The organism is Micromonospora sp. BQ11 (assembly GCF_052068135.1).
Taxonomy (GTDB): Bacteria; Actinomycetota; Actinomycetes; order Mycobacteriales; family Micromonosporaceae; genus Micromonospora.
Map to the genome: position 1 here is coordinate 145,055 of NZ_JBQHDB010000010.1, position 24,351 is coordinate 169,405.

Consider the following 24,351-nt stretch of genomic DNA (forward strand, 5'->3'; position numbering starts at 1 on the left):
GTCCCGTGACAGGCGGCACTACCAAGAAGTAACCTACGGTGTCGTAACCTGTGGGGGTGACCACCTCCGCACCGCTTCGCCTGAAGCCGGTCGACATCGGTAAGCCCCGAATGCGCGGCTGGCTGCACACGTACGCGTTCTTCGTCGCGCTGGTCAGCGGCATCGTGCTCTGCTCGATCGCCGCGTCCCGGCCCGGCTGGGCACCGCTCGTCAGCTGCCTGATCTACAGCCTGACCATCTGCGGCCTCTTCGGCACCAGCGCGCTCTACCACCGCCGCGTGTGGTCCGAGCGCGGCTACCAGATCATGCGCCGGATGGACCATTCGATGATCTTCCTGTTCATCGCCGGCACGTACACACCGTTCTGTGTGCTCCTGCTCGACCCGCGCACGGCGACGATCATGCTCTCCCTGGTGTGGGGTGGGGCGCTGGGCGGCGTGGCGCTCAAGGTGGTCTGGCCGCACGCTCCGCGCTGGGTCTCCGCCCCGCTCTACCTGGCACTCGGCTGGGTGTCGGTGGCGATGCTCCCCGACATCCTGCGCGAGGGCGGGGTGACCGCCCTGGTGCTGCTGGCCGTCGGCGGTGCCGTCTACAGCGTCGGCGCGGTGTTCTACGCGCTCCGCCGGCCCAATCCGTGGCCCACCGTCTTCGGTCACCACGAGTTCTTCCACGCCTGCACGCTGGTGGCGGCGATCTGCCACCACATCGCGATCTACTTCGCCCTCTTCGCCTGAGGTGTAAGGAAGGGTCCCCTCTTAACGCCTCCGGTAGAGGAAGGGCCCCTTCTTAACACCTGACGGCAGGAGTGCCCGCACAGGAACCGGGGGCCCCGCCTCGTTGCGGAGCCCCCGGTGGCTGGAGATCAGGATCAGATGGTCCGACCCGGTCGGCGCACCTCGCGGTACTCCTCGACCACCCGGTCGTCCTGCACCGGCACGACCGGGTCGGCGACGACCCGCTCCCGCCGGACGGTCGCGGGAGCGACGACGGTACGACGACGCGAGTTCCAGAAGTAGAGGGTGGTGAGCAGCCCGGCCAGGCCGGCGAGCATCAGCACCCAGCCGACCACGGCGAGGTCGAGCCACCCCAGGTTCGCCTCCACGGCGAACGCGAGGATCGCACCCAGTGCGATCAGGAAGATACTGGCACCAACGCCCATCTCGTCGCCTCCTCGGCTGTCACCTGGAGTATCCGTCCACCGCGGCCATAGATGAGGTTGCGGCTCCCTCGACTTACCCCGGCGGTGAGATCCCCAATCGGGCAAGCTGGGGAGATGACGGACGCCCACGCCCGGGAACGCACGCTGGTGCTGTTGCGGCACGCCAAGGCCGAGCCGCCCGACGAGGGACCGGACGCCCAGCGCCCGCTGGCCGCCCGGGGCCGCGCCGACGCGGCCGCCGCCGGCGCCTGGCTCGCCCGGCACGACCTGCTGCCCGACGTGGTCCTCTGCTCGACGTCGCGGCGCACCCGCGAGACGTGGCACGGCGTGGCGTTGGGCATGACCGGCACGCCGCCGGAGGGCGGTTCCGCCGGGCCGGCCCCGACCGTCCGCTACGAACCGGACGCGTACGAGGCACAGCCGGAGGATCTGCTGGCCCTGGTGCACCGGGTCGACCCGGCAGCGCGCACCGTGCTGCTGATCGCCCACAATCCCGGCGTCTCGCTCCTGTCGGCACTCCTCGACCCGGAGCACGCGGATCGGGACGGCCTGCGGAGCTGTGACGTGGTGGTGCACCGGACGGCCGCTGACTGGGCGCAGGTGGAACGGGGCCGCACCGCCATCACCGCCCGGCACACGGCACGCGGCTGAGCCACCCGCCGCGACTGCGACGGGTGGCTCAGGTGGTGCGTACGGTGGCGCCTTCCCCACTCAGGAGGGGGGCGCCGTCGGCGGTGGCGGGTCGGGCGGCGGCGGCATCATCGCGGTCGGGTGCGACAGGCGGTTCTCCTCCACGATGAGGGTTCGTGCCCGCTTGCGCCGGTCCTGCCAGAACCAGAGCGTGGTGAGCAGTACGCCCAGCCCGGCCAGGATGAACACCCAGCCGACCGCGCGAAGGTCCACCCACCAGACGTTCGCCCGGATGGCGAAGGTGAGGATCGCGCCGATGGCGATCAGGAAGATCCCGCTACCAATGCCCATGTGCGCTGCACTCCCCCGTGCGGTGGCTCTGGGCGTTCTCTGACGCGACGGTTACCCGCCACGCCGACGGGATACCCGGTGTGCGCCGGTCAATCGCCGACTGATCATTGACGGACACCGGAGTGACGATCGATCCCACGAAGGGCTGCTTGCGACCGGTGACGGACCGGGCGACCCCGCCGACCCGTCGCAGACGGACGGAGAGTCGCCGAAACAGCGCGACCAGGTCCGACGCCAATCTGTACCGATGCGGTGCCAAGCGGTCGCTTCCCCTGGCGGGCGCGTAACACGACGGCCGGCGGGCCGCAGCCCGCCGGCCGTCGTGACCAGCTCACTCCCGGGTCGCACCCGGGCCTACCGCACCGCGCAGCGGTACGGGGTGAATCAGAAGGCCTCCTCCGGGAGGTCCATGATGTCGAGGTCGGCACCCTCGATGATCCGACGGTCGGCACCGAGGCGCGGCAGCACCTCGCGGGCGAAGAACCGGGCGGCGGCCACCTTGCCGGTGTAGAACGCCTTGTCGGCGGCGGGCACGTCGCCGGCCAGCGCCTTGAGCGCCACGTCGGCCTGCTTCTGCAGCAGCCAGGCGACGATCAGGTCGCCGATGGCCAGCAGGAAGCGTCGGCTGCTCAGGCCGACCTTGTAGAGCGCCCGGGTGTCGCCGGCCTGCGCCTCACCCAGCCAGCCGGTCATCACGCCGAGCATGGTCTGAATTTCGGCGAGCGCCTTGCCGAGCGCCTGCCGCTCCACCTTGAGCTGGCCGTTGCCGCCCTCGGTGGTGATGAACTCCTGGATCTCGCCGGCGACCGCCATCAGGGCCTTGCCGTTGTCCCGGACGATCTTCCGGAAGATCAGGTCGAGGCTCTGGATCGCGGTGGTGCCCTCGTACAGGGTGTCGATCTTGGCGTCCCGGACGTACTGCTCCAGGGGGTAGTCCTGGAGGAAGCCGGAGCCGCCGAAGGTCTGGAGCGACTCGTGGCCGAGCAGCTCGTACGCCCGCTCCGAACCGACGCCCTTGACGAGCGGGAGGAGCAGGTCGTTGACCCGCTTCGCCAGCTTGATGGCCTTCTCGTCGCCGGACGCCTCGGCGATCGCGACCTTGTCCTGCCAGGAGGCGGTGTAGCAGACCAGGGCGCGCAGGCCCTCGGCGTACGACTTCTGGAGCAGCAGGGACCGGCGGACGTCCGGGTGGTTGGTGATGGTCACCCGCGGCGCGGTCTTGTCGGCCATCTGGGTCAGGTCGGCGCCCTGCACCCGGTTCTTGGCGTACTCCAGGGCGTTCAGGTAACCGGTGGAGAGGGTGGCGATCGCCTTGGTGCCGACCATCATCCGGGCGTATTCGATGATCATGAACATCTGCCGGATGCCGTCGTGCTTCTCGCCCAGCAGCCAGCCCTTGGCCGGTACGCCGTGCTCGCCGAAGGTCACCTCGCAGGTGTTCGAGACCTTCAGACCCATCTTGTGCTCGACGTTGGTGGCGAAGACGCCGTTGCGCTCGCCCAGCTCGCCGGTCTCCTCGTCGAAGTGGAACTTCGGCACCACGAAGAGCGACAGGCCCTTGGTGCCGGGACCGCCGACGCCCTCGACGCCGACCGGGCGGGCCAGCACGTAGTGGACGATGTTGTCGCTCAGGTCGTGCTCACCGGAGGTGATGAAGCGCTTGACACCCTCGATGTGCCACGAGCCGTCCGGCTGCTGGATGGCGCGGGCACGGCCGGCACCCACGTCCGAGCCGGCGTCCGGCTCGGTGAGCACCATCGTGGAGCCCCACTGCTTCTCGACGAAGAGCTTGGCCCACTTCTTCTGCTGCTCGGTGCCCTCGACGTGGAGCACGTGCGCGAAGGACGGGCCGGAGGAGTACATCCAGATCGGGGCGTTGGCACCGAGCACCAGCTCGGCGATCGACCACCAGAGCGTGCGGGGGGCGTTGCTGCCCTCCAGGACCTCGGGCAGGTCCAGCCGCCAGAACTCGGAGTCCATGAACGCCTTGTAGGACTTCTTGAACGACTCCGGCAGCGGCGCGGTGTGCGTCGCCGGGTCGAAGACCGGCGGGTTGCGGTCGCTGTCCGTGTAGCTGGCCGCGAGGTCCTCGCGGGCCAGGCGGTCGACCTCGGAGAGGAAGCTGCGGGCGGTGTCGACGTCCAGCTCCGTGTACGGCGCCTGGCCGAACGTCCGGTCCGCCCCGAAGACCTCGAACAGGTTGAACTCGAGGTCCCGAAGGTTGCTCTTGTAGTGGGTCATGCTCGCTGGCCCCGCTTCCGGACAGGTGTTACCGATCAGTAACTCCAGACTGTATTACTCGCGGGTAGCCAACGACAAGCAGATCGCCGAAGTGACAGCGATTACACACCTGCCGTTCAGTTCTCGGTGGCGCCGACCTCCCAGCTCGGCACGGCGGCGGTCACGCCGGTACGCGAGCCCCGGTACTCCATGAGGACCAGCGCGATGTCGTCGTCGAGACCACCGCGCACCCACTCGACCAGGGCGGTTTCCAACGAGGCGAGTCCGTCGCCGACCGTGCCGTGACCGAGCAGCCGCCAGGCGCGGTCGGCGGTCGGGAAGAACTCGCCGTCCCGGCGCGCCTCGCCCAGCCCATCGGTGAAGAGCAGCAGCCGGTCACCGGGCTCCAGCCGCTCGACCCGGGGCCGGACCACCGGCATGAACCCGAGGGGTGGAGCGGGTGCCGGCGGCTCCAGCGGGATCACCGCGCCCCGGCGCAGCAGCAGCGGCGGGGGGTGCCCGCAGTTGACGATCGTGAGCGTGCCACCTCGCTCCTCGACCAGGGCGGCGGTGACGAAGTCCTCGTCACCCACGCTGCGGGCCACCGCCCGGTCCAGGTCGGCGACGACGGCCCGCAGGTCGGCCCGCTCGTACGCCACGTGCCGGTACGAGCCCAGCACGATGCTCGCCAGTCGGACCGCGTCCAGACCCTTGCCGCGTACGTCTCCGATGATCATGCGGACGCCGTACGGGGTGTCGACCGCCTCGTACAGGTCTCCACCGATCTCGGCGGTGGCGGTGGACGAGATGTAGCGGGCGGCGACCGAGAGCGTGCCGACCTGGGGACCCAGCGGCCGGAGCACCGCCTGCTGGGCGACCGCGGCGAGCTTGGACAGCTCGGCGATCTGCTCGGCCTGGCGCTCGCGTACCGACGCCGTCGCCGCCGCGATCGCCGTGCCCAGCGCGATCCCAGCGACGGCGACGGCCGTGGAGAGCGAGACCGTCCGCTCGGCGAGGGCGAAGCTCGCCCCGAGCACGGTGGCGGCGGCACCCACGCCCAGCACCACCCGCCAGGACGCCAGCGCGGCGGCGAGGAAGGGTCCGGCCACCATCAGCGCGATGTAGTTGGCCCCGCGACCGTCGGCCAGCTCCACGGCGGACACGAGTGCGAGCAGGGCGAGGGCCGCGCCGAGACCGGCGCGGGATCCGGGGCTCAGTGGGCCGCGGCCCGACTGGAAGGCTTTCGTGCGTACACCGGACAGCATGCCCGATGGACGTGAACTGGTGAATGAACCTGGCCCGTCGTCCGAGGAGGTTCTGGCCGGCCGGTCCCCGACACGGGGCCGATCGCCGTGGGGCACCAGCTCAGCCGAGCACCTCGTACCGGACCTCCACGTGCCCGGCGTCGAGCGGCGCGATGGCGGCGAAGGCGGCCCGGGACAGGTCGATGCACCGCCCCTCGATGAAGGGACCCCGGTCGTTGATCCGGACCGTCACCGACTTGCCGGTCGACGGATTGGTGACCCGGACCTTCGTGTCGAACGGCAGGGTCTTGTGCGCGGCGGTGAGCGCCGACGGGTCGAAGGTCTCGCCGTTGGCGGTCAGTTGCCCCTCGGAGTAGAAGGACGCGCCGCAGGAGCCGCTGTCCACCACCGGGCGGGTGCTGGTCTTCTTCGTCGCGGTCGGCGACGGCTTCGGCGCGGCGGTACGCGGCCTGCTCCGCGACGGCGCCTGCGTGCGGGTGGCCTTCGGGCTCGCGCTCACGCTGGGCGCGGCGCTGGGGCTGGCGCTGAGGCTCGGCGACGCCGGCGCCGACGGCGTGGTCGGCTCGGCCGACGGGGTGGCCGGCGTGAGGTCGACTGCGGCCGGCCGCGCCGATTCCGAGGCCGAGGTCAGCTGGACGGCGCCGACGGTGCCACCGACGGCGAGCGCGACACCGATCGCCGCGGTGGCCGCGATGCCGGCCGGGGAGGAGATCATGCGGGTACGGGAGTGCCTACCAGCCACCGGCCCGGTCCTTTCCTTAGCTGAACAAACCGGGTCGGACCGTAACGAGAGAAGCACTTCCGAAGTCAACGTGATCATGATGGTATGCCCGAAATTGAGGTGGTACGTGTAGCCGATCATCCGATCCACCATGGGCCGGTCGGCCCGGGTCACCGGCGGGCGGATCGCCTCCCGCAGGATGGGCACATGGCCGCTGAGCTGAGCGAACGTCTGGTCGACCTGGTTCGGTGGATCGACCCGGGTCCCGGGGCGACCCACCTGGTCAGCGACGTCTCCGGCTGGTGGCGCGACCCGGACGTGCTCGCCCGGCTCGGTCCCGCGCTGGTCGCGCCGTTCCGGGGCGCCCGACCGACCGTGGTGGTCTCCCCGGCGGTCACCGGATTCCTCGTCGGCCCGCTCGCGGCGACGGCTCTCGGCGTCGGCTTCGTGCCGGCGCACAAGCCCGGCGACGGTCGACTTCCCGCCGGGCCGCTGCGCTGGGCGCAGAGTCCACCCGACTTCCGGGGCCGCCGGGTGGACCTCGCTGTCCGGGAGCGGAGCCTCGGCCCCGGGGACCGGGTGCTGGTGGTGGACGACTGGGTGGCCACCGGCGCCCAGGTGCGCGCGCTGTACGAGATCTGCGCGGCGCGGGGGGCGGAGCCGGTCGGCACCGCCGCCGTGGTGGTGGGCTGCGCGCCGGAGACCGTCGCCGAGCTGCGCGTCCACGGGCTCGTCGCCGGCACCGCACTGGAGGGTTGACCTCAAGCGGGGTTGAGATCCGACGATCGGCGCATGGGTGACGAGATCCTGGACGAGGCGTACCGGCGGCTGCACCGCACCGGACCCGAGTACGAGGGCTGGCTGTCCAACCACGGTCCGATGGCCGTGGAGGCACTCGTGCGGCACGGCCACGGAGGAGGCGTGCACCGCTGGCTCGACGCGTACCTGGGGCGGCTGGACGAGCTTCCCCGCGGGCTGCGGCCCGTCGACGACTGGCGGGAGGCGCTCGGTGACCCGAAGCGGGCCGGCGACTGGCTGGCTCACTTCGACCGCGAACTAGGCCGACGTCCCTGGCGGAAGGTGCTCGCCACCTGGTGGCCCCGGCTCCTGCCGGGCATCGCCGCCGGCGCCACCCACGGCGTGATCCGGGTCGGACACGCCGTCCGCGCGCTGCGGGAGGGGCAGGAGACGCCGGAACGGCTGACCGAGCTCGGCCATGCCCTCGGCTACTGGGCCGCCCGGTGGCAGCCGGTGCCCGGGGCCGAACGGCTGCTCCCCTTCGACCCGTCGCGGGCCACCCCGCCGGGCGGTCACACCGCTCCGGACGCCGGGCCCGCCGACCCCGATCGGAACGAGGACGCGCGGGTCACCGCCGCGCTGGCCGGTCTGCCCCGGATCGCCGACCGGAGCGGGGGCATCCGGGAGCGCCTGGGCCGCCTGGTGGGCGTACCGGAATGGGAGACCGCGCTCGGCGCGTTGCCGCCGGCGCCGACGGCGGCCGGGGCGGCGCGGGCCCTCGTGGCGATCACTCACCGGGCCGGCCTGGACTACCTTCGATACGGCCACGCTCAGCCGGTGATGCTGGTGCACGCCGTGACCGCGCCGACTGCGGTGGGTCGTACGCTCCCGGCTCTTCCTCCGGAGCTGTGGGCACCGAGCGTCGCGGCGGCCTGGGCCGCGACGGCGGCCGTGATCTCGGTGTACGCCCCGACGCGCGGCGCCGCGCCACCGACCGTGACCGGTGGCGACCCGGCGGAGGTCTTCGCCCGCGCGGCCCGGCACGGCGACGCGCACGTGGTCAAGCTGGCCGACGCGGTGCTCGACGCGTACGGGGCGACCGGAGACGCTCGCGTGCTCGACGCCGCCGGCTACGCCGCTCAGCTCGTCTGAACGAACTCCTCGACGGCGCTGCACACCCGGCCGAGCGCGTCGGCGGAGCGGGCCAGCGGGCCGGGCACCATGAGCGCGTGGTCGGCCTCCGGGATCTCCACGACGTTAGGCGTGAGCCGGCGTGCGACCGAGCCGTCCCACGAGGAGTCGGCGGAGCCGCCGACCAGCAGGTACGGCGCGGTGGCCCGGCGCAGGCCGTCGACCACCTCGGGCACGTGCAGCAGCGGCGTGAGCCAGATCGCGGGCAGCCCGCGGTCGGCGGCCAGCGGTGTGGCGAAGGTGCCGAGGGACTTGCCGACCAGCAGGTCCGTCCGCTCGGTGAGGGTGGCGGCGACCTGCCCGCCCACCCAGCCCCGGGCCTGCGGCATCTCCAGGTCGTCGGGCACCTGCCAGGAGATCGCGTGCAGGGCGAAGCCGGCGCGACGCAGCGCCTCACCCGCGTAGACGAAGAGCGGGTAGCGGGTGTCGTAGCCCCGACCCGGGATCAGCACCGCCCGGCGGTCCGCCATGTCTTCTCCTCGTCCTCGTCGCCCTCACGGTAGCGCCGCTCCCGCCCCTGATGGGGGCGACAATCGAGACGACGCCGGACCAAACCGGGCGGTAGCCTCGGCAGAATGTGGCCTCGGATCGGCGGACTGCGCACCCTCGACCTCGGTACGCCCGGTGAGATGCGGACGAACCTGAACACGCTCGTGCTCGCCGGCGTGAAGACCGCGACCGCCGGGCTGCTCAGCGAGTACGCCGGGGAGAACGAGGACGTGGAGAACGTCGGCGAGCGGCTGGTGCTCGTCGACGATCACGACGCGCTGGTCGCCGTCGTCGAGGTGACCGGTGTCGAGGTGGTCCGCTTCGCCGACGTGTCCTGGGACTTCGCGCGCTCCGAGGGGGAGGGCGACCGCTCGATCGAGGAGTGGCGGGAGGGACACGCCGGTTTCTGGGCGCGGATGGGCACTCCGGTCACCGACGACACGGAGGTCGTCTGCGTACGCTTCCGGCTGGTCTCCGCCGGCGACGGCGGCATCGGAACCGGCGACCTCAGCACCTGAAAGGAAGGGCCCCCCGTTAACGCCTCCGGTAGAGGAAGGGCCCCCGCTTAACACGCCGGTTCAGCGGCGCAGCTCCGGCAGCAGGTTGGTGGCCACGTCCACGAGCACGGCCTCGTCACCGGCGTACCAGCTGCTGGCCCGGGGCCAGTGCGTGACCACGTCGGTGAAGCCCAGGGCGGCGGCCCGGCGTACCTGGTCGGCGAAGAACTCCGCGCTGCGCAGCGAGAAGGCCGGCGCGGCGTCCAGCGACAGGTAGCGGTCCAGGGACGCCGGGTCCCGGCCGGTCGCCGCAAGCGTCTTGTCCATCCGTCCGCACAGCTCCGCGACGCCGTCCCACCAGCTCTCCACGTCATCGCCGCCGACCCCGGTGGTGACCCAGCCCTGGCCGAACCGGGTGACCAGCCGCATCGAGCGCGGCCCGTTGGCGGCCATCACGAACGGCACCCGGGGCGTCTGCACGCAGCCCGGGTTGTTGCGTGCGTCCACCGCCGCGAACCAGTCACCCCGCCAGGTCGTCCCGTCCTCCCGCAGCACCAGGTCGAGCAGCTCGGTGAACTCGGCGAACCGGTCGACCCGCTCGCGCGGAGGCAGCGTCTCGCCACCCAGCACCGCCGAGTCAAACCCGATGCCCCCCGCGCCCAGGCCGAGCAGCACCCGCCCCTCCGACACGTCGTCGAGCGTGGTCACCTGCCGGGCGAACGCGGCGGGGTGCCGGAAGTTCGGCGAGGCGACCAACGTGCCGAGGCGGATCCGTCCGGTCACCATGGCGGCGGCGGTGAGCGTGGCCATCGAGTCGAACCACGGGCCGTCGACCAGGTCACGCCAGCCCAGGTGGTCGTACGTCCAGGCGTGGTCGAAGCCCCACTCGTCCGCCTGACGCCAACGCCGCTGCGACTCCGACCAACGCTGGTCGGGCAGGATCACGATGCCAATCCGCATGGTCGCAGCGTACGGGGAGGCCGGCCGGAGAGGGTTCGCCGGAGCGCGGATCTCTGAGCGTCGCGGAAGGTCACGCCGGTGAGGTCGGTACGCCGAACTGCCACGGCCGCAGGAACGGTCGGTCACCCGGCTCGTGGACGCTCTCGGCGGCGACGTCGGCCAGTTCGGCCAACTCGTCCTCGTTCGGAGCCCAACGCATCCTGGCCGACGGTGGCCTCAACCATTGCGGAGACGGGAGGCGTCTTGTCCGGTGAGGGGGTGGGCATGACCGAGTCGTTCCACGAGTTCGTGGTGCAGCGCTCACCGGCACTGTCCCGAAGGGCCTACCTGCTCACCGGCGATCATCAGCTCGCCGAGGACCTGTTGCAGAGCTCGCTGGCCCGGACGTACCGGCACTGGCGGCGCGTCCGCGACGGCGACCCCGAGGCGTACGTACGGCGGGTGATGTACCACCAGCAGGTCTCCTGGTGGCGGCGACGCCGGCTCGCCGAACGGCTGGACCCGGAGCCCGTCGACCGGCCCGGCGACGACCACACCGACACGACCGCCCTGCGGCTGACGCTGGCGGCCGCGCTCCGCCAGCTCACCCCGCGCCAACGCGCCGTGGTCGTGCTGCGGTTCTACGAGGATCTGACCGAGACGCAGGTCGCCGAGGTGCTGGGCTGCTCCGTCGGCACGGTCAAGAGGCACGGCCACGACGCGGTACGCCGGCTGCGCGCCATCGCCCCCGACCTGATCGACAGCACGGCGGAGAGGATTCCGCGATGACCGCCCGACTGCGTGAGTCGCTGCACATGGCGGCGGCTGATGTTCCGGCGTACCCGGTCTACGAGCGGGCGCTCGCCACCGCCCGCCGCTCCCGCCGCCGCAACGCGCTGGCCGCCGTGGCGGCGCTGGTGCTGGTCGCGCTGGTCGGGGCGGCGCTGCCGCGGGCGGTTCGGCCCGCCCTCGACCCGCCAGCGGCGGGGGTGGGGGCGGCGCTGCCCGACCGGGTCGGCGTGCCGCCCTTCGGCAGCCTGCATGCCACCGACCGGCCGCGTCTCGGTCCCGCCTCGGTGATCTTCACCGGTCAGGCCCCGGGCCTGATGTACGGCGACGAGGGCAGCATCATCGCGGTCGTCGGTGCGGACGCCGACCGCTACCGGATCATCAAGGGCGGGATCGAGGCGCAGGCCGGCCAGGACACCGTGCTGTCCCCCGACGGTCGGCGGATCGCCTTCACCTCGATCAGTTCCGCGCCTCCCCGCGTGGATATCGTCGACCTCGCGACCGGGCACGGCCGTACCGTGTCCAGCGGGGTCTCCGGCACCGTCATGGTCGAAGCGGCGGGCTGGTCGCCGGACGGTCGGGCGGTGGTCGTCCGGGACACGGTGCCGGCCAACCCGGAGCGCAGTGCCTACCGGCAGGTCCTGAGCATCGTCTGGCTGGACGATGACCGCCGGACCCGGCTGGCCGACGACGAGGCTCTCGGATCGCCCGTGGCGTTCGCCCCGGACGGCGTACGGCTCGCCTTCCAGACCGGACGGACGGTTTCCATCTCCGAACTGGACGGCCGGCGGCTCTCCTCGTTCACCCTCGCGCCGGGAACGGAACTGGCCGGCAAGGGTGCCTGGAGCACCGACGGACGGACCCTCACGGTCACCCGACGGGACGGCGGTAGCTGGAGCCTGCGGCGGATCGACCCGGCCACGGGCCGGGACCTCGGCGCGATGGACACGCCGACTGTCTCCGGTGTGACCGCGATCCGGCTGCTGGGATGGGCGACGGACGGGTCCGCCCGGGTCGTCGCGTACCTTCCCGAACCCCGTACGCCGGCCGTGTTCGACGCGCCCCTCGACATGGATCAGCGACTGGCGTACGGCAATGTCGGCACCGTCCGGGTGCTGTCCCTCGGCCCGGGCGCGGACGCTCCCACCACCCTGCTCACCGCCCCGAGAGGCGTCGTGGCGATCGACGTCTCCGACGACGTGATCCGCAGCGGTCGCACCCGCGACGCGAGCCCGCCGGACGGGATGGGCCCCCGGTTCTGGTTCTGGGCGGTCCTCCTCGTCACCGTCGGGGTGGCGGGCATCGCGGCGTACCGCGCTCGAAGGGATCGAGGCGGTCGCGATGCTCTGATCGGCCGCGGCTCTGACGTACGTCCTGCCGGCCACTGATCTCGACTCAGTGGAACCGATGCGCTCCCCGGGGTCTTTAGACAGGTGGGACATCGACCAGGGGAGGTAGGGGCACATCATGACTGAGCGGATTCGATCGCTGCTCGACGCGGCGGTCGCCGACACCCGACCACGGGTGGCCGACCCGGTGGCAGAGGTGCTCCGGCGCCGACGGGTGGACCGCCGCCGACATCTGGCCACGGCGGGCGCGGCCGGCGCCGTCGCGGTCGCCCTGCTCGCCACCGGCGGCCTGGTCGCCGCCAACCGGACGGGCACCGGTACGCCGGCCGCGAACCCCTCGGCGAGCACCGACGCCGCTCGGACCTCACCGCCGCTACCGAGCAAACGACCCACCGGTGTCGGAGGGCCACCTGAACGGCGGTTGGTGGTGGCAAAGGTGACCGACTCGGACGTACGGATCAACAACGGGCTGATCCTGGGGATCCGGAGCGGCTGGAGGGTGGTTCAGGGCGACAGCCCCAAGCAGGTGACCGACTGCGAGATCACCCCCGGCTCGATCCTGGTCAATGTCAACTGGGTTCCCGGCGGCGCCTGCGACTCCCGCGCCCAGATCCAGGTCCGCCCCTGGCAGCCGAGGTCCTACGACAGAGCCCCGACGAGGTTCAGCGAGGGCGTCAGCGAGGTCATCCTGCCCGGCGGGCAGCCGGCCTGGCTGACCGACAACGAGGTCCGCAACGTCCGTACGTTCGAACGGTCCACCTGGACGGCCTTCAACGTCTACCTGCCCTGGGCCGGCGCAGGACTCGTCGTCGAGACTCCGAGCGAAGAACTGGACGATCTGCTCGGCTCGATCAGCAGTGAGGCGGTGCCGCCGGGCCGGCTGGTCCTGCCCGATTCCGCCCAGACGGCGAGCCTCGCCGGGGCGAAGCGGGACCGGCTCGACTCCACCGATGCCTCTGCCGTGGGGAAGGTGCTCGATCGACTGCGCGGACTGGACCGGGCCGTGGACGACGGCGAGCTGCCGTGCGCCTCGGCGCGACAACTCACCCCGCTCTGGAAGGCCGCCAGCACGGACATGGCAACACTGACCCTCACCTACCCGTCCGGCATGCCCCAAGCAGTGATCGCCATCAGCAGCACCGACGACTGTCCGTTCGCCACCTCCTCGATGGGTGGACGGGTCTGGTTGCCGGCCGGGTTCCTCGCCGAGATCCGGGCCCTGCTCACCCCGGGAGCGGGGAAGTGAGCGCCCCCGCGGCCGGTCCGGCGGGTTTCGCCGAGTTCGTCAACGCCCGGTACGCCACCCTGGTCCGGCACGGCACCCTGCTCACCGGGGACCACGGACACGGCGAAGACCTCGCCCAGGAGGCGCTGGTCAAGACGTACCGTGCCTGGCACCGGCTGCACCCGGACGGCGACGCCGACGCGTACACCCGACAGGTGATGGTGCGCGCGGCCTGGCGGGCCGGACGGCGCCTGTGGCGCCGGGAGGTCCCCACCGCGGAGCTGCCGGATCGGCGGGCGGCCGACCCCTACGAGCCGCGCGACACGGCTCGGCTGGTGCTCAGTGCGCTGCGGGGGCTGCCGGCCCGGCAGCGTGTGGTGCTGGTGCTGCGGTACTGGGCCGGGCTCAGCGAGCAGGAGATCGCCGGACTGCTGAACTGCTCGACGGGCACGGTGAAGAGCCGCGCCAGCCGGGCGATGACCGCCCTGCGCCGGATCGACGGACCGTTGGCCGAGGCGTTCCAGGAGTCTCCGGCGGGCTCGAGCTGACCAGCCGCCGGCACGTGACCGGGGCCCCAGCCAGGAAACCGAGCCTGAGCTGGGGCCTCAGGCTGGAGCGCGTGACGGGTCGGCCTCCGGTGACACCACCTTGCACGTGCTCTACCGGCCTCTCCCTGCCCCCGGCAGCACGTCCCGTCGGAGAGTCCTCATCAGGGCCGCGTGTCGATTGGTGCCACCACGCGGCATGAGTCCACGGGCGTACAGAGTCACCAGGCCCACCCACATCCCGACCACCCCGACGGCCACTGTCGCGAAGGTGATGGCGATGGGCACCCAGACCAGTGGTGGCTTCAGGGACCAGAGCGCGATCGCCCCGATCGTGAGACCCATCAGGAGCGGTCCGAGGAGCAGGCATCGGTAACCGACGACCAGCAGCCGGTACGCCCAAGTCGCCCGGATCCGCGCGACCGCCACGTCGACCTCTGCCATCGGTGACCTCCCCGGATCGGCCGTGACTGTACCGACGCCCACGAGGACACCTTCACAAGGGACACGACCGGCAGGAAGGCGGGCGGCACGATGATCAGGAAGCGGCCAGCGAACCCAGGCGGGACCGGGATGAGCGGGCCGCAGGGCACGCCGCATGATCCTGGGCCGTGGAACGTCGAAGGCCCCGGCTCGGACTTGCGTCCTGACCAGGGCCTCGATCGTGGAGCGGGTGACGGGAGTCGAACCCGCACTGTCAGCTTGGGAATTGTCAATGCGAGGTTGGCCAAGGGCTCCGCAGCCTGGTCTCTCCGGTCCTCGGTGGCCTGGCTTACCACTGGCTCGCCTCCGCCAATGGCACGCTAATGGCACGTGGTCGGCGTGGTGGCTACGAACGGAGGAAGTGGCTGAGATCAGCAGCACAGCGGGTCATCGCCTCCCCGGCTTCGAGGACGAAGACTGCTCTGGCGGACCAGGCCGTGTCGTCTAGGTCGAGGCCGGGAGCCCGGAGAGTTACACCGAGCAAGACGTAACCTCGGCCGTCGTGGCGAGCATCGATTGCAAGCTCGCGCTCCCAAGACGTCCAGGTGCGGACGCCGTTCCAACCTTGCCAGTCAGCCGCGAGCCCCTGCACAAAGCCGGACAGGGTCGTATCAAGGTCGAAGAATTGTCCGTCGATCTTGGCTACCGTCGACGCGGTCAGGCCGTCGTCGTGCAGCTCCGTCGCGATGGTATAGACGTAGCCGTCACCGTACGGATCTTGCGGAAGATGGACAATCCACCGCTGGCCGCTGAAGGGCTGCAGAACGAACGCTTCGCTCATAGTGGCTCGCAGTATGCACACTCGCCGGGGGGCCTGGCCTCCGTGTTTCCAACGGCACGGCCACCGAGGGACTATGAGATCAAGCTTGCAGCCATGACGACCTGGGCGGATGGGGGTCTAGCAGCGGAGACGCCTCTCGACATCTCACACCGGCCGCCCGCCGTCTGTGGACCTCATGCGGACTAGATGCGGACCGCTCACCTGTCGGGGCGGTCCGGAGCGTCAGCTCAGACCTGAGCGTCGGCAGCGCGGGCGAGGGACCCCCGGCGCGCCACATAGGACACGGCAAAGCCCGACAACAAGACCACCAGCAACGGCAACAGGCCGGCGTCCTGGGACATTCGAGCCCACAGCGGCGTCTCGACCCCGCTGCCCGGCTCGCCCAGATCCTTTACCGCGCCCGTCATTGCAGCCGGCAACCACAGCAGCGCGTACTCCCGGGGGGCCTCCGTCGCGCTAAACCTCACCACCACAAACGCGACCATCGCCGCGTGAACCGCGATGACTCCACCTATCCCGCCGACCACGATCGCAAGGCGTGAGTGTGAGCGCCTTACCAAGAGGACGGTGGCCAAAAGGACGGTCCCCCAGAGCGAAGTAGCAAGGACAACCGCCAGCGACCGTGCGCCGAGCGGCCCCGTGATCACCGTCAGCACCAACACCGACGCGGCAAGGGCTACCACCAAGGGCAGAAGTCCCCAACGACGCCGCTTGGCCAGCAACCTGCCAAGCATTACAGCAACCGCCAACAGCACAACCGCAGCCCCGGAAAAGAACAAGACCTCGGACGACACCGGTGCCCCTCCCCGTAGGCTTCAATAGCGTGACAGCGGACGATACCGGGAGCGCGTGGGCTTCGCGGCCCCTGAGAGCGGATCTCCTCGTCGGGCAGTCGTAGACCGTCCAGCCTCGTGGTGCCCGGCGAGGTGATCCGCGGCGGCATCTCTGAGGAGGGCCGGGGTTCGGGGCAGAGCCCCGAGGTCTTCAAGGTCTCGTCGTTCGTCAACGTGGCCGGCCGGCCCGGCCGATGCCGGCCGGAGGTCGCCAGCAGGCCGGGGCCGGACCGGCGCGGCCCGCTTGCGGGCCGCCTTGATCCTAAAGAGGGGAATTCGGCAGTGCGTGGGCTCTGCCAGAGCTTGGGTTCGACCGGTGACGGCAGCATGTCGGCCCACTTGCGTAGCACGTCGACGGCCTGGTCCCGGAGCGCTCCCTTGGCAACCTCTTCACGCAGTGAACGGCGCTCGGCCGGTTGGGCGACCTCGCGGTAGAACTGGAGGTATTCGAAGCCGTAGGTCGCTACGTCGTGGCTGGTGGCTCCGAAGACTAAGCGGGGGATGCGTGCCCAGTAGTAGGCCATCAGGCACATGGGGCAGGGCTCGCTGCTGGCGTACATGATGCCGTCTTCGAAGAGGTGTCGCCCGAGGTTGCGGCCTGCGTGACGCAGGGCCATGACTTCGGCGTGTGCGGTCGGGTCTCGCAGCTCGACGACGCTGCTGGTTCCCTCGCCGACGGTCTCTCCGGAAATGACGACGACGGCTCCAAACGGGGTCTTGCCCCCGTCCTCCAACGCGCGCCCTGAAATCTCGATGGCCCTTGCCAGGAACCGCTCGTCTTGGGCGTCCAGCTCGGCGTGCCAGGTCTGCACTTCCACGATCTGCGACACACCGGCAACACGATCGCGGCTCGGACCGGAGCCAGCACGCGGGAACTCATGGCGCGGATGGGACACGACTCATCGCAGGCGGCCATGATCTACCAGCACGCCACCTCGGAGGCGGATCGGCCCATCGCCCAGGCGGTGAGCGACGCGGTGAAGGTTGAGCGCAAGAAGGCCAAGAAGCCGGCGGCAGGTTCCTCGGACAAGACCAACGGCAAGGGCAAGAAGCGTGGCTAGTGGCCCGTGGATGGCCCACCCGCCGCTGCCGGACCAGCAACATCGAAGGCCCCGGCTCGGACTTGCGTCCTGACCAGGGCCTTGATCGTGGAGCGGGTGACGGGAATCGAACCCGCACTGTCAGCTTGGGAAGCTGATGTTCTGCCATTGAACTACACCCGCAGGCGGCACCACTGTACCCGAGTCGCCACGACCACGCACCCAGGTACCCCCGGAGCGTCACCCACACCGTACGCGTCCTTCCGATCACGGACCGTCGATCAAAGCAGGAAAAAGTTTCCTGCCGGCAACATATGACCGTTCTCAAATCTGTCGATGCGTTGTAACGTCTGCCACACGTTCTCAGCCCCGGTGCGACACACCCCCGGTCGCACCGTCAGAAAGAGGTGGGCCCATGGGACTTCGTCCCAACCTGCTGACCCGGCGCAACGCCGGCATCGCATCGACGTCCTTCGCCCTACTGCTCGGCGTTGCGACGGTCGGCGTCCTGCCGACGGCCACGACGCCATCCAGCGCCCCGCTCGCTGCGGCCTCCCCGGTCTCCGCCGAGGAGTGCTGGCAGGCGGCCGGCGCCTCGGCGAAGGTGAAGGTGCGCCCCGGAGGAGCCGTCAAGCACGATCCCAACGCGCTCACCCTCGCCCAGGTGCACCAGCGTGAGGCCGAACTGGCCGACCTGGTCCAGGAGCAGGTGAAGCGGAAGGGCTTCAAGACGACCGCCGCAGCGGCGGCGTCGGTCACGATCCCGGTCGTGGTGCACGTGATCCAGCGGGACAGCACCCGGGCCGGCGGCAACATCCCCGACTCGATGATCACCTCGCAGATCAGCGTGCTGAACCAGTCGTTCAGCGGCGGCACCGGCGGCGCGGCCACGGCCTTCGCGTTCCAGTTGCAGAAGATCAACCGGGTCACCAACCCGGCGTGGTACCCGATCGTGCAGGGCTCGTCGGCGGAGCGGACGATGAAGTCCTCGCTGCGGACCGGCGGCAAGAACACGCTGAACATCTACCTCGGCGAGCTGAGCGACGACCTGCTCGGCTGGGCGACCTTCCCGACCCGCCGGCTGAACAGCTCGGACGGCGTGGTCGTGCTGAGCGAGTCGCTGCCCGGTGGAACCGCCACCAACTACAACCTGGGCGACACGGGCACCCACGAGGTCGGCCACTGGCTGAACCTCTACCACACCTTCCAGAACGGGTGCTCGGGCTCCGGCGACAGCGTCTCCGACACCCCCGCAGAGGCCTCGCCGGCGAACGCGTGCCCGACCGGCCGGGACACCTGCACCGCTCCGGGGCAGGACCCGATCACCAACTTCATGGACTACACGTACGACTCGTGCATGTACCAGTTCACCGCAGGTCAGGCCAGCCGCATGCTGACCGCCTGGAACACCTACCGCGCGGCGTGACCTGACGCTCGCGTCACCGCGCACGAAAGCCGGTGCCGGCTCCGTCCCACGGAGCCGGCACCGGTCTTTTCCTGGTCAGGCCGCCGCACGGTCGCGACGGGCGGGGCGTAACTCGGCGACGGCCGCCGGGTCGCCGCCGCTCGGGTCGACCCAGAGCTGGACGGCGGGCCGACCGTGGCCCACGACGCTCCCGGCCTCCCGCCGGGTCAGCATCGCCACGTCGACGGTGAACTCGAAGAGCCGCCAGTCGACGTGCGGCGCGGCCCGGAAGCTGCGGGCCAGTCGGGCGACCCGGGCGGGGTCGGTCACCGGCCGGGCGCGCCCCGCCACGTACGCCTCGTCGTCGCTCTCCTCCGCCGGGAAGGAGTGCAGCGCGTAGCGGCCGTCGCGTTCGAGGTCGCGGCGCTTGGGTGAGTCGATGACGAAGCAGAACAGCCCCTCGTCGGTGACGATCGGGGAGACCGGGTGCACACGGGGGCCACCGTCGGCCCGGACCGTGGCGAGGTAGCCGAAGCCCGGCCCGTACTGCTGCAGAAGGAGGCGGATCCCGTCGGCGAGGCGGGGCTCGTCGGCGGCGAAATCGGACCAGGAAGCCATGTCGGCATTCTATCGAACAAACGTTCGAACGCGCAGTCCGACACGCAGGTCGTCCGGTCCGCTCGCTATGGTGTTCCGATGCTGCTCTCCGACCGCGACCTGGTCACCGAGATCAAGGCGGGCGCGCTCGCGCTGGAGCCGTTCGAGCCTACGCTGGTGCAACCGTCCAGCATCGACGTGCGCCTGGACAAGCTGTTCCGGGTCTTCAACAACCACCTCTACACGCACATCGATCCGGCTCAGCAGCAGGACGACCTGACGTCGATGGTCGAGGTGCCCGACGGCGAGCCGTTCGTGCTGCACCCGGGCGAGTTCGTGCTCGCCTCCACCCTCGAGGTGATCTCCCTCGGCGACCAGCTCGCCGGCCGTCTGGAGGGCAAGAGTTCGCTGGGCCGCCTCGGCCTGCTCACGCACTCCACCGCCGGCTTCATCGACCCCGGCTTCTCCGGCCACGTGACGCTGGAACTGTCCAACGTGGCCAACCTGCCGATCACCCTCTGGCCCGGCATGAAGATCGGCCAGCTCTGCATCTTCCGGCTCTCGTCGCCGGCCGAGCACCCCTACGGCTCGGCCGTCTACGGCTCGCGCTACCAGGGACAGCGCGGCCCGACCCCGAGCCGCTCCTGGCAGCACTGGCGCACCTGGCCGACCCGCTGACGCACCGCCGGCGACCGCCGGCTCCGCTCCCCGGACCCCACCCCCTCCCGGCGTACGACAAGGGCCCCGGACGTCTCCCGTCCGGGGCCCTTCGTCGCCTGTCGTCGCCGGTCAGCTGGGTCGACGGAACCCGGCCACCGGCATGTGGCTGATGCTGGAGACGTTGACCGGTTTGCCGGCGCGCGGCGCGTGCACCATCATGCCGTTGCCCAGGTAGAGCCCGACATGGTGCAGGTCGCTGAAGAAGAACACCAGGTCACCCGGGCGCGCCTCGGACCTCGGAATGGCCCGGCCCTCGTTCCACTGGGCTCCCGTGAAGTGCGTCAGGCTGACCCCGGCGGCCTTGTACGCGTACTGGGTCAGGCCCGAGCAGTCGAACGAGTTCGGCCCGGTCGCGCCCCAGACGTACGGGTCGCCGACCTGCGCACAGGCGGTCCTGATCGCGACCCGCGCCGCCTCGCTGACCACGCCGTTGATCGTCGGGCAGTTGGTCACCTTGACCGTGGTCTTCGGCAGCGACGCCTGGAGACGCTTGATCTCCGCGTCGATCTGCTTCTTCTTCGCGGCCAGGTCTGCTTCCTGCTTGGCCTGCGCCTCGATCAGGTCGTCCAGCTTCTTCTTCTGGTCGTCGTACTTCTTGCGGACCGCCAGCACGTCCGCCACCTCGCTGCGCTCCTGGGCGGCCAACCGGTCCAGCATGAGCATCTGCTCACCGAGCTCGGTGGGCTTGCCGTTGACCAGCAGCGCGCCGATCTCCTGGGACGGACCGGTGATGTAGTACCGGGAGACCAGGTCGGCGACCCGGTTCATCGCCAGCTCGCTCTGCAGGGCCAGCGGGGTGATCTTCTTCTGCAGGTCGGCGGCCTTCTTGATGTTGACCTTCCGCTGCGCCCGCACCTTGTTGTACTGCTCGATGGTGGGCTCCAACTGCTCCCACTGCTTGTCGATCGCGGCCTCGATCTCGTCGACCGAGGGCTCCGCGTACGCGGGCGCGGCGAGCGCGCCGGCACCCACCGCGACGGCGGCGACCAGGACGAGCAGACGGTGGAAGACCCGGCGCAGGCCACCCGGACGAACCGACAGTTCGGGGACACGACGATGAGGGGGCATGGTTGCCACCGGCACCGACTCCTTTTGCAACCCGCCGCCGGGCGCCTCGCGACGGGGAAGGAGTGCGAGGCAGACGATCCACAGCGGCCGGTGCATCACATTAGGGAAGGTGGGCACGGGAATCAAGGCGACCAGTGGCCAGTTCACGTTTGCGCGACGGCACGCACACCATGCGTACCGAGCCTTTATCCGACGATAGCCGTCAATACGTCGTCGAGAGTTACCACGCCCAGGGGGCGGCGACCGTCGCTCACCAGGACCATGTGCCGCCGCTCGCGGCGCATCGCCAGCAGCAGGTCCGCGAGCGTACGGTCCGGTGGCACCACCACCAGCGGGCGGTAGACGTCGGCCGGCACCGGTGCCCGCCGGCTCACACCCGAGTACCCGAGCACGTCCTTGACGTGCACGAACCCCAGCACCCGCCGGGTGCTGCGCTGCACCACCGGGAAGCGGGACCGCCCGGTGCTCGTGGCGAGCACCTCCAGGGAGGCCGGCGAGACGTCCTCGGCGACCGTCGTCACGGTGGACCAGGGTTGCAGCGCGTCGGCGGCGGTCCTGCTGTGCAGGGCGAGCGCGCCGGTGATCCGAGCGTGCTCCTCCGCGTCGAGCAGCCCCTCGGTACGCGCCTGCGCGACCAGACCGGCCAGTTCCTCGGCGGTGAAGACGGTCTTCACGGCCTCGGTGGCCTCGATCCGCCACAGCCGCAGCACGTGCCGGGCCGCCCACTTCATCGCGAGCAGCAGCGGCTTCGTCGCGAGGCAGAAGGCCAGCATCGCGGGGCCCAGCCACAGCGCGGCGGGCTCCGGGCCGGCGAGGGTGATGTTCTTCGGCACCATCTCGCCGACCACGGTGTGCAGGAAGACCACCACGCCGAGGGCGAGCAGGAACGAGACCGGGTGCACGGCCGGCTCCGGCAGGTGCACTGCGTGGAACACCGGCTCCAGCAGGTGGGCCAGCGCCGGCTCGGCGATCGCGCCGAGGCCCAGCGAGCAGACGGTGATGCCGAGTTGCGCACCGGCGATCATCAGCGGGATCTGGTTCATCGCCGACAGGGCCCAGCGGGCCCGCTTCGAGGTGGCGGCGAGCGGCTCCACGACCGTACGCCGGGATGCGATCAGCGCGAACTCGCTGCCGACGAAGAACGCGTTGCCCAGCAGCAGTACGCCGGTGACCAGCAGCTCAACCATCGACCTCGGGCTCCTCGGGGCGCAGGACGCGGACCTGCTCGACGCGGTGCCGCTCCACCTCGACGACGGTGAACTCGAAGCCGGACTCCTCGACGGTCTCACCGGCGACCGGGATGTGACCCAGCCGCGCCATGAGGAACCCGGCCAACGTCTCGTACGGCCCCTCGGGCAGCCGGAAGCCGGTCTGCTCGACCAGCTCGTCGTAGCGCAGCACCCCGTCGGCGAGGACGGTGCGTTCACCGCCCGGCACGGTCAGCTCGACCGCGTTCGCGTCCGGCACGGCGGCCGGGTCGAACTCGTCGGCGATCTCCCCGACCAGCTCCTCCACCAGGTCCTCGACGGTCACCACCCCGTCCGTGCCGCCGTACTCGTCGACCACGATGGCCAGGTCGGCGCCGGCGGCCCGCAGCGCGGCGAGCACCCCGTCCAGGTCCAGGCTCTCCGGCACGTACACCGGTTCGCGGGCCACCGACCCGACGGTGGTGGACTCCCGCCGCGCCGGCGGCACACCGAGCGCGTCGAGCACCCCCGCCACGCCGGTCACCAGGTCGAGGGTCTCCTCGTAGACGGGGAAGCGGGTCCGGCCGGTCCGCCGGGACTCCTCCAGCAGGTCGGCGACGCTGGTGGTGGCCCGCAGTGCCACCACGTCGACCCGGGGCGTCATCGCCTCCGCGGCCCGCTTCTCGCCGAAGCGAATGGTGCGGCGCAGCAGCATCGCGGTGTCCGGCGGCAACGCGCCGGCCCGCGCCGAGATGGCCGCCAGCAGGCCCAGCTCCTCCGGCGACCGGGCACTGGCCAGCTCCTCCTGCGGCTCCACGCCCAGGGCCCGCACCAGCCGGTTCGCCGAACCGTTCAGGCCCCGGATCAACCAGCCGAAGCCGCGGGAGAAGGCGCGCATCGGACCGGCGGTGGCGAGTGCGGCCGGCATCGGCCGGGCCAGCGCGGCGTTCTTCGGCACCAGCTCCCCGAAGAGCATGGAGAGCAGGGTGGCCAGCGCCAGGGCGAGGAAGGGCGTGAACCGCTCGGTGGCGTCCCCGGCGACCGGGCGTAGCACCGGGCTGAAGAGCCGGGACAGTGCCGGCTCGGCGAGGTAACCGGTGAGCAGGGCCGTGAGGGTGATGCCGAGCTGCGCCCCGGAGAGCTGGAACGAGAGTTCCCGCAGCGCCCGGCGGACGGCCGACGCCCGGGCGTCGCCGGCCTCGGCCCGCCGATCGATCTCGGGGCGGTCGACGGTCACCAGGGCGAACTCGGCCGCGACGAAGAACGCGTTGCCGCCGGTCAGCAGCACGAAGCCGATCAGGGGCAGCAGCGTGGTCAGGAGCAGGCCATCGATGGTCGTCTCACCTCGGCGCGATTCTCGCACGCGGGCGCTCTCCGGGCACGGGTGCGCGGAGCCGGCCGGGTTGATCCGGGACCGTTACGGTCGGTTCATGGTTGCCTTCACGCTCGCCCACGACCTGGTCCTGCTCAGCTACGACGACGCCGGTACGAACCGGCTCGGCCGGCCCGCCCTCGACCACGGCCTCGCGGGTGCCCTGCTGGTCGAACTGGCGCTCGCCGGTCGGGTCGCGGTGGAGGACGAGCGACTGGTGGTGACCGACCCGACCCCGGTCGGCCAGGCGCAGGTCGACGGAGCACTGGCCCGGATCGTCGCCGAGCCGAAGCGCCGCCGTCCGAAGGACTGGATCACCCGGTTGGCCAAGGACCTTCCCGAGCAGGTTCTGGACGGCCTCGTCACCGCCGGTGTGCTGCGCCGGGAGTCCGACCGTGTGCTGTGGGTCTTCCCGCGTACCCGCTTCCCGTCCTCGACCGGCGTCGAGCCGGCGGCCGAGTCGGACACCCGGCGCCGGATGACCGCCGCGGTGACCGGCGACGGCCCGGGGGACGCGCGCACCGCCGCGCTGATCGGCCTGGCGCGGGCCGTCGGCCTCGACCGGCAGGTGTTCCAGGGGCTGCCGAAGGACGTCGTCAAGCGGCGCACCGAGGAGATCGCGGCGGGCGACTGGGCGGTCGCGGCCACCCGGAAGGCCGTCGAGGACACCCAGGCCGCGCTTCTCGCGGCGACCACCGCCACCACGGCCGTGATCGTGACGACCACCGTCTCGTGAGGACGACGACGGCGGCGGCAC

29 protein-coding genes, 1 tRNA gene and 1 pseudogene are annotated in these 24,351 nt (G+C 71.1%); 14 read left to right on the forward strand and 17 right to left on the reverse strand.

Annotation, left to right across the window (positions count from 1 at the left end):
* Positions 1–56 precede the first annotated feature (56 nt).
* Complete coding sequence (gene trhA, locus ACTMSW_RS21445) at positions 57–734, forward strand: PAQR family membrane homeostasis protein TrhA (protein ID WP_441182430.1); 678 nt, start codon at positions 57–59, stop codon at positions 732–734.
* Between the two features lie 134 nt (positions 735–868).
* On the opposite strand, the gene ACTMSW_RS21450 is transcribed toward trhA, so the two are convergent.
* Positions 869–1,159 (reverse strand): DUF6458 family protein, encoded by a 291-nt coding sequence (locus ACTMSW_RS21450; protein ID WP_441182431.1) that lies wholly within the window; start codon positions 1,157–1,159, stop codon positions 869–871.
* A 114-nt stretch (positions 1,160–1,273) separates the two neighbouring features.
* Here ACTMSW_RS21450 and ACTMSW_RS21455 point away from each other — a divergent pair, with 114 nt between their 5' ends.
* Positions 1,274–1,810: a SixA phosphatase family protein gene (locus ACTMSW_RS21455; protein ID WP_441182432.1), complete on the forward strand. Its 537-nt coding sequence runs from the start codon at positions 1,274–1,276 to the stop codon at positions 1,808–1,810.
* Between the two features lie 60 nt (positions 1,811–1,870).
* On the opposite strand, the gene ACTMSW_RS21460 is transcribed toward ACTMSW_RS21455, so the two are convergent.
* The 4 genes from ACTMSW_RS21460 to ACTMSW_RS21475 all read right to left on the reverse strand — a co-directional run bounded on the left by ACTMSW_RS21460 (position 1,871) and on the right by ACTMSW_RS21475 (position 6,367).
* Positions 1,871–2,140: a DUF6458 family protein gene (locus ACTMSW_RS21460; RefSeq protein WP_013730795.1), complete on the reverse strand. Its 270-nt coding sequence runs from the start codon at positions 2,138–2,140 to the stop codon at positions 1,871–1,873.
* Between the two features lie 384 nt (positions 2,141–2,524).
* Positions 2,525–4,381 carry an acyl-CoA dehydrogenase gene (locus tag ACTMSW_RS21465; protein ID WP_441182433.1) on the reverse strand — a complete coding sequence of 619 codons (1,857 nt, stop codon included), beginning with the start codon at positions 4,379–4,381 and terminating at the stop codon, positions 2,525–2,527.
* Between the two features lie 116 nt (positions 4,382–4,497).
* The gene (locus ACTMSW_RS21470) at positions 4,498–5,625 is read right to left on the reverse strand and encodes a PP2C family protein-serine/threonine phosphatase (protein ID WP_441182434.1); all 1,128 of its coding nucleotides are present in this window, start codon (positions 5,623–5,625) and stop codon (positions 4,498–4,500) included.
* 100 nt (positions 5,626–5,725) lie between these two features.
* Positions 5,726–6,367, reverse strand: coding sequence for a septal ring lytic transglycosylase RlpA family protein (locus ACTMSW_RS21475; protein ID WP_441182435.1), 642 nt, complete (start codon positions 6,365–6,367; stop codon positions 5,726–5,728).
* A gap of 186 nt (positions 6,368–6,553) precedes the next feature.
* Between ACTMSW_RS21475 and ACTMSW_RS21480 the strand changes: the two genes are divergently transcribed.
* Positions 6,554–7,105, forward strand: a complete 552-nt coding sequence (locus ACTMSW_RS21480) for a phosphoribosyltransferase (RefSeq protein WP_441182436.1) — start codon at positions 6,554–6,556, stop codon at positions 7,103–7,105.
* 33 nt (positions 7,106–7,138) lie between these two features.
* The gene (locus ACTMSW_RS21485; RefSeq protein ID WP_441182437.1) at positions 7,139–8,236 is read left to right on the forward strand and encodes a questin oxidase family protein; all 1,098 of its coding nucleotides are present in this window, start codon (positions 7,139–7,141) and stop codon (positions 8,234–8,236) included.
* Here the strand turns inward: ACTMSW_RS21485 and ACTMSW_RS21490 are convergent.
* Complete coding sequence (locus ACTMSW_RS21490; protein WP_441182438.1) at positions 8,224–8,745, reverse strand: alpha/beta fold hydrolase; 522 nt, start codon at positions 8,743–8,745, stop codon at positions 8,224–8,226. The genes ACTMSW_RS21485 and ACTMSW_RS21490 overlap by 13 nt on opposite strands.
* 105 nt (positions 8,746–8,850) lie before the next feature.
* Between ACTMSW_RS21490 and ACTMSW_RS21495 the strand changes: the two genes are divergently transcribed.
* Positions 8,851–9,282, forward strand: coding sequence for an ASCH domain-containing protein (locus ACTMSW_RS21495; RefSeq protein ID WP_441182439.1), 432 nt, complete (start codon positions 8,851–8,853; stop codon positions 9,280–9,282).
* Positions 9,283–9,342: 60 nt separating this feature from the next.
* Here ACTMSW_RS21495 and ACTMSW_RS21500 read toward each other — a convergent pair whose 3' ends face one another.
* Together ACTMSW_RS21500 and ACTMSW_RS21505 are read right to left on the reverse strand one after the other, a co-directional pair.
* The gene (locus ACTMSW_RS21500) at positions 9,343–10,221 is read right to left on the reverse strand and encodes an LLM class flavin-dependent oxidoreductase (RefSeq protein WP_441182440.1); all 879 of its coding nucleotides are present in this window, start codon (positions 10,219–10,221) and stop codon (positions 9,343–9,345) included.
* 70 nt (positions 10,222–10,291) lie between these two features.
* The gene (locus ACTMSW_RS21505) at positions 10,292–10,420 is read right to left on the reverse strand and encodes a hypothetical protein (protein WP_441182441.1); all 129 of its coding nucleotides are present in this window, start codon (positions 10,418–10,420) and stop codon (positions 10,292–10,294) included.
* A gap of 65 nt (positions 10,421–10,485) precedes the next feature.
* Here ACTMSW_RS21505 and ACTMSW_RS21510 point away from each other — a divergent pair, with 65 nt between their 5' ends.
* From ACTMSW_RS21510 to ACTMSW_RS21525, 4 genes are all read left to right on the forward strand, one after another.
* On the forward strand, positions 10,486–10,989 hold the full coding sequence (locus ACTMSW_RS21510) for a SigE family RNA polymerase sigma factor (RefSeq protein ID WP_441182442.1): 504 nt from the start codon (positions 10,486–10,488) through the stop codon (positions 10,987–10,989).
* Positions 10,986–12,377 carry a TolB family protein gene (locus ACTMSW_RS21515; protein WP_441182443.1) on the forward strand — a complete coding sequence of 464 codons (1,392 nt, stop codon included), beginning with the start codon at positions 10,986–10,988 and terminating at the stop codon, positions 12,375–12,377. The genes ACTMSW_RS21510 and ACTMSW_RS21515 overlap by 4 nt, the downstream gene beginning before the upstream one ends.
* A 79-nt stretch (positions 12,378–12,456) precedes the next feature.
* Complete coding sequence (locus ACTMSW_RS21520) at positions 12,457–13,584, forward strand: hypothetical protein (RefSeq protein WP_441182444.1); 1,128 nt, start codon at positions 12,457–12,459, stop codon at positions 13,582–13,584.
* Entirely contained in the window at positions 13,581–14,111 is a 531-nt protein-coding gene (locus ACTMSW_RS21525; protein WP_441182445.1) for a SigE family RNA polymerase sigma factor, read from the forward strand. Before ACTMSW_RS21520 ends, ACTMSW_RS21525 begins: the two co-directional genes overlap by 4 nt.
* A gap of 111 nt (positions 14,112–14,222) precedes the next feature.
* Here the strand turns inward: ACTMSW_RS21525 and ACTMSW_RS21530 are convergent, their stop codons facing one another.
* From ACTMSW_RS21530 to ACTMSW_RS21545, 4 genes are all read right to left on the reverse strand, one after another.
* Positions 14,223–14,552, reverse strand: coding sequence for a hypothetical protein (locus ACTMSW_RS21530; RefSeq protein WP_441182446.1), 330 nt, complete (start codon positions 14,550–14,552; stop codon positions 14,223–14,225).
* A 385-nt stretch (positions 14,553–14,937) separates the two neighbouring features.
* The gene (locus ACTMSW_RS21535; protein ID WP_441182447.1) at positions 14,938–15,372 is read right to left on the reverse strand and encodes a DUF6228 family protein; all 435 of its coding nucleotides are present in this window, start codon (positions 15,370–15,372) and stop codon (positions 14,938–14,940) included.
* A 227-nt stretch (positions 15,373–15,599) separates the two neighbouring features.
* Positions 15,600–16,166: a hypothetical protein gene (locus ACTMSW_RS21540; protein ID WP_441182448.1), complete on the reverse strand. Its 567-nt coding sequence runs from the start codon at positions 16,164–16,166 to the stop codon at positions 15,600–15,602.
* The gene (locus tag ACTMSW_RS21545) at positions 16,106–17,035 is read right to left on the reverse strand and encodes a nucleoside deaminase (RefSeq protein ID WP_441182449.1); all 930 of its coding nucleotides are present in this window, start codon (positions 17,033–17,035) and stop codon (positions 16,106–16,108) included. Before ACTMSW_RS21545 ends, ACTMSW_RS21540 begins: the two co-directional genes overlap by 61 nt.
* Between ACTMSW_RS21545 and ACTMSW_RS21550 the strand changes: the two are divergent.
* Positions 17,003–17,083: pseudogene (locus ACTMSW_RS21550) on the forward strand (site-specific integrase); the annotation flags it as partial. The gene ACTMSW_RS21545 and the pseudogene ACTMSW_RS21550 overlap by 33 nt on opposite strands.
* Before the next feature lie 36 nt (positions 17,084–17,119).
* Positions 17,120–17,266, forward strand: a complete 147-nt coding sequence (locus ACTMSW_RS21555; RefSeq protein WP_441182572.1) for a hypothetical protein — start codon at positions 17,120–17,122, stop codon at positions 17,264–17,266.
* A gap of 88 nt (positions 17,267–17,354) precedes the next feature.
* Here the strand turns inward: ACTMSW_RS21555 and ACTMSW_RS21560 are convergent.
* Positions 17,355–17,428: transfer RNA gene (locus ACTMSW_RS21560), tRNA-Gly, on the reverse strand.
* 232 nt (positions 17,429–17,660) lie between these two features.
* Between ACTMSW_RS21560 and ACTMSW_RS21565 the strand changes: the two genes are divergently transcribed.
* Entirely contained in the window at positions 17,661–18,671 is a 1,011-nt protein-coding gene (locus tag ACTMSW_RS21565; RefSeq protein ID WP_441182450.1) for a zinc metalloprotease, read from the forward strand.
* 75 nt (positions 18,672–18,746) lie between these two features.
* Here the strand turns inward: ACTMSW_RS21565 and ACTMSW_RS21570 are convergent, their stop codons facing one another.
* Entirely contained in the window at positions 18,747–19,268 is a 522-nt protein-coding gene (locus ACTMSW_RS21570) for a pyridoxamine 5'-phosphate oxidase family protein (protein WP_441182451.1), read from the reverse strand.
* Between the two features lie 78 nt (positions 19,269–19,346).
* On the opposite strand from ACTMSW_RS21570, the gene dcd reads away from it, so the two are divergent.
* On the forward strand, positions 19,347–19,925 hold the full coding sequence (dcd, locus tag ACTMSW_RS21575; protein WP_357032494.1) for a dCTP deaminase: 579 nt from the start codon (positions 19,347–19,349) through the stop codon (positions 19,923–19,925).
* 111 nt (positions 19,926–20,036) lie between these two features.
* Here dcd and ACTMSW_RS21580 read toward each other — a convergent pair whose 3' ends face one another.
* The 3 genes from ACTMSW_RS21580 to ACTMSW_RS21590 form a co-directional block, all read right to left on the reverse strand.
* Complete coding sequence (locus tag ACTMSW_RS21580; protein WP_441182452.1) at positions 20,037–21,050, reverse strand: C40 family peptidase; 1,014 nt, start codon at positions 21,048–21,050, stop codon at positions 20,037–20,039.
* Positions 21,051–21,220: 170 nt separating this feature from the next.
* Positions 21,221–22,222 (reverse strand): hemolysin family protein, encoded by a 1,002-nt coding sequence (locus ACTMSW_RS21585; protein WP_441182453.1) that lies wholly within the window; start codon positions 22,220–22,222, stop codon positions 21,221–21,223.
* Positions 22,215–23,528 carry a hemolysin family protein gene (locus ACTMSW_RS21590; RefSeq protein WP_441182567.1) on the reverse strand — a complete coding sequence of 438 codons (1,314 nt, stop codon included), beginning with the start codon at positions 23,526–23,528 and terminating at the stop codon, positions 22,215–22,217. Before ACTMSW_RS21590 ends, ACTMSW_RS21585 begins: the two co-directional genes overlap by 8 nt.
* Before the next feature lie 124 nt (positions 23,529–23,652).
* Between ACTMSW_RS21590 and ACTMSW_RS21595 the strand changes: the two genes are divergently transcribed.
* A complete protein-coding gene (locus ACTMSW_RS21595) occupies positions 23,653–24,330 on the forward strand; it encodes a GOLPH3/VPS74 family protein (RefSeq protein WP_441182454.1) in 678 nt (225 codons plus the stop codon).
* Positions 24,331–24,351 lie beyond the last annotated feature (21 nt).

Coding starts and splice junctions, on each gene's coding strand:
- ACTMSW_RS21470 (WP_441182434.1), bottom strand. CDS start 5,625: ATGCTGTCCGGTGTACGCACGAAAGCCTTCCAGTCGGGCCGCGGCCCA.
- ACTMSW_RS21450 (WP_441182431.1), bottom strand. CDS start 1,159: ATGGGCGTTGGTGCCAGTATCTTCCTGATCGCACTGGGTGCGATCCTC.
- ACTMSW_RS21490 (WP_441182438.1), bottom strand. CDS start 8,745: ATGGCGGACCGCCGGGCGGTGCTGATCCCGGGTCGGGGCTACGACACC.
- ACTMSW_RS21515 (WP_441182443.1), top strand. CDS start 10,986: ATGACCGCCCGACTGCGTGAGTCGCTGCACATGGCGGCGGCTGATGTT.
- ACTMSW_RS21460 (WP_013730795.1), bottom strand. CDS start 2,140: ATGGGCATTGGTAGCGGGATCTTCCTGATCGCCATCGGCGCGATCCTC.
- ACTMSW_RS21565 (WP_441182450.1), top strand. CDS start 17,661: ATGGGACTTCGTCCCAACCTGCTGACCCGGCGCAACGCCGGCATCGCA.
- ACTMSW_RS21555 (WP_441182572.1), top strand. CDS start 17,120: ATGATCTACCAGCACGCCACCTCGGAGGCGGATCGGCCCATCGCCCAG.
- ACTMSW_RS21585 (WP_441182453.1), bottom strand. CDS start 22,222: ATGGTTGAGCTGCTGGTCACCGGCGTACTGCTGCTGGGCAACGCGTTC.
- ACTMSW_RS21500 (WP_441182440.1), bottom strand. CDS start 10,221: ATGCGGATTGGCATCGTGATCCTGCCCGACCAGCGTTGGTCGGAGTCG.
- ACTMSW_RS21520 (WP_441182444.1), top strand. CDS start 12,457: ATGACTGAGCGGATTCGATCGCTGCTCGACGCGGCGGTCGCCGACACC.
- dcd (WP_357032494.1), top strand. CDS start 19,347: ATGCTGCTCTCCGACCGCGACCTGGTCACCGAGATCAAGGCGGGCGCG.
- ACTMSW_RS21595 (WP_441182454.1), top strand. CDS start 23,653: ATGGTTGCCTTCACGCTCGCCCACGACCTGGTCCTGCTCAGCTACGAC.
- ACTMSW_RS21495 (WP_441182439.1), top strand. CDS start 8,851: ATGTGGCCTCGGATCGGCGGACTGCGCACCCTCGACCTCGGTACGCCC.
- ACTMSW_RS21530 (WP_441182446.1), bottom strand. CDS start 14,552: ATGGCAGAGGTCGACGTGGCGGTCGCGCGGATCCGGGCGACTTGGGCG.
- ACTMSW_RS21535 (WP_441182447.1), bottom strand. CDS start 15,372: ATGAGCGAAGCGTTCGTTCTGCAGCCCTTCAGCGGCCAGCGGTGGATT.
- ACTMSW_RS21485 (WP_441182437.1), top strand. CDS start 7,139: ATGGGTGACGAGATCCTGGACGAGGCGTACCGGCGGCTGCACCGCACC.
- ACTMSW_RS21505 (WP_441182441.1), bottom strand. CDS start 10,420: ATGCGTTGGGCTCCGAACGAGGACGAGTTGGCCGAACTGGCCGACGTC.
- ACTMSW_RS21510 (WP_441182442.1), top strand. CDS start 10,486: ATGACCGAGTCGTTCCACGAGTTCGTGGTGCAGCGCTCACCGGCACTG.
- ACTMSW_RS21465 (WP_441182433.1), bottom strand. CDS start 4,381: ATGACCCACTACAAGAGCAACCTTCGGGACCTCGAGTTCAACCTGTTC.
- ACTMSW_RS21455 (WP_441182432.1), top strand. CDS start 1,274: ATGACGGACGCCCACGCCCGGGAACGCACGCTGGTGCTGTTGCGGCAC.
- ACTMSW_RS21480 (WP_441182436.1), top strand. CDS start 6,554: ATGGCCGCTGAGCTGAGCGAACGTCTGGTCGACCTGGTTCGGTGGATC.
- ACTMSW_RS21570 (WP_441182451.1), bottom strand. CDS start 19,268: ATGGCTTCCTGGTCCGATTTCGCCGCCGACGAGCCCCGCCTCGCCGAC.